The following is a 2,557-nucleotide window of genomic DNA, read 5'->3' as shown; positions in this document are numbered from 1 at the left end:
GGTTATGTGTATGGTGAAGGTGAAGCAATTGATTACGATACCTTTGATACCTCTTACGATCCGGATATCCCCAATCGCCTGCTTGATAAAGTGTTCCGCACACGCTGGGCGGATGAAACAACGTGGACAGCCGGTAAACGGACAATTTATAGCCGTCCAGGTGTCGAACTTATCATTCAAGAGCAAGTAAAGGATCTTCATGGGGCTTGGTCATATTGGGCGCAGCAAGTTATTTACAAAGACGCTTTACCGCCTGTGAACCAAACCAAACCAGTAATGACCATAACCTATCCAGGAGGAACCTCAGCGGCTGCTCCTACGGTACTCGTAAAAGAACCGACGATAACCTGGACCTATTACGATGCAGAGAATGATCCACAAGAGCAGTATCGCTTATCACTAACATATACAGATACAAATGAGGTTGCGTTGTATATTGATTATGCAGGATTAGAGAAAAGCTTTAAGGTAATGGATGGTATGATCAATCCTGGACGTGTTGTACGTGTACAAGGGCAGGTCTACTCAAAGGGTGCTTGGTCAAATTTAAGTAACATCCGCTACTTTGTGCTGGATTTACCGCCAGATACGCATTTACTCTCGTATAACGGAGCTAATGCAGATAATCCGGTCTACACCAACATTAATCGACCGCAGCTGCGCGTATTTACCATTGATCCGGAGAACCATCCAATTACCGCAATAGATTATGAAGTTTATCGCGTGTCGGATGGTGCAAGAGTGGTTGATACGAATGCCACGGTTGCTGCAGCAAGCTATACCACAACAGCTCTAGCAGACGGATTATATTACTGGAGAGCCAGGGCAAACGATGGTTTTCTATGGGGACCATATTCTTCAAATGGTTATTTCTTTGTGGATACCGTTAAGCCTGCAGATGTAGATGAGCAGTTGGAGGTTGAACCGACAGCCGTAACGGTGAAGTTTAATGCCTTTAGCGATGCAGCTCCGTCCTCTGGCCATGCGACACGCACATTCTATCTACAAAAGGTAAATAGTAATGGCAGCGTGACGAATATTGACTTAAATCAAGATGGCACAACAGAGTACAGTATACCGATTTCCCTGCAGGCGAAATCATATCGTGTGTCTGGACTAGTGGCTGGCCAAGAGTACCGGTTGACTGTGCTAGATTATGACGTAGCCGGTAACGAGGGTTATTATGCCTATATTCATTTCAGTACGAACCGAGCACCGACAGCTGACTTTGATTGGTCACCTAAGCCAGTGTATGAAGGGGATCTTGTAACCATAGCATCATCTGTCAACGATGAGGATGGAGATCCGTTGTCAGTGGCGTATGAACTCACAAGTCCATCGGGAGCTAAGCGGAATTTCAGCTATACGCTTATACGTAGCGGTGCATCTTATCCGAAAACAGGGCCGGTGCTGCAGCTAATGGAAGTTGGAAACTGGAGCGTCAAACAAACAGTAAGTGATGGCATTGCAGATCCCATTATCGTGACGAAAACAATGCAGGTTCTCGCATTGGGAATTACGGCAGAAGTAGTGCATACGGAAGAGTGGGAAGCAAATCGACTGCGATGGAATGAAGTAAAACCGAAGGAATTGCGAAGTCCTTCAACCTTTTGGGCGGGTGAACGTTTTGTTCTTAACGCGAGAACAACAGATACCGGCGTTAGTACCACAAAGGCGACCAAGGTCGAAGTAGCAGCGGAGCGAATAGGCAACACAAGCTTAGCATCTACCGACAAAAAGGCATGGAGTGGTTATATAGGTGCTGAGCAAGCTAAGGTTAAGTTAGAGTCATTACAAGATGGGGACTATATATTCCATTTTAAAGCCACGTATTCGAATGGCGTGGTGAAGGAGACGGATGTAACCATACAGATTAAAGATAATTGGACTGCATTTTTTGAATTTCATAAAGCTTGGTAATTTGGTTAGAAGGCAGTACTGCCCGTAATATTAACAGTACTGCCTTTTCTTTAAATTAATTTAGAAATAGAGGACAAATAAATCATTTATAGAATATGACAAAGAGTTACAAAAAAATACAAATGAAGAAATCGCAGAAAGTGGAGGAAAGTTAAATGCTAGATGTACAGCAACAAGCTAATACGGATACTAGAAATAGATGGGATAGTTGGTCTTCTTTAAGAAAAATGCATACTGAGATATGGGATAAACTAAGTGTTTCACACAAACCGTTATCAGGCAGAGCTTTATTATTAGGTGCAGGAAATGGGAATGATGTGGATATTCAGAAACTTGAGTCTCTGTTTGACGAAATAGTTATTGTTGATATTGACCCAGACGCTCTGAATTGTTTTATGGAAAAAGTTAAACAGCCTGATAAGTTTAAAAGTATGCAACTTGATTTAACGGGATTCGCGAATCAAGTGCCTGACTTGAAGAACATGTCTGAACCCGAAATTATTGGCCTAATAAATACATTGAAACCAAATTCAGAATTGGCATCATTAACAGGGAAGTTTGATTTCATTATGGGTTGTAATTATACTACACAATTGATTGGACCTAAGTTTATGATGCATAACCAACAGAGTGGAAG

At 42.5% G+C, this 2,557-nt stretch carries 2 protein-coding genes; both read left to right on the top strand.

Annotated elements, in window-relative coordinates:
• A partial coding sequence (locus AC1DSE_RS34070) for a hypothetical protein (RefSeq protein WP_477528992.1) occupies positions 1–1,920 on the top strand: 1,920 nt, incomplete at its 5' end.
• 155 nt (positions 1,921–2,075) lie between these two features.
• Positions 2,076–2,557: hypothetical protein (locus AC1DSE_RS34065; protein ID WP_477528991.1), on the top strand; the 482-nt coding region annotated here is incomplete at its 3' end.

Source organism: Paenibacillus sp. 01L418 (assembly GCF_056400045.1).
Note: the sequence above shows the minus strand (reverse complement) of the source record. Positions and strands in the feature narration are given on the sequence as shown.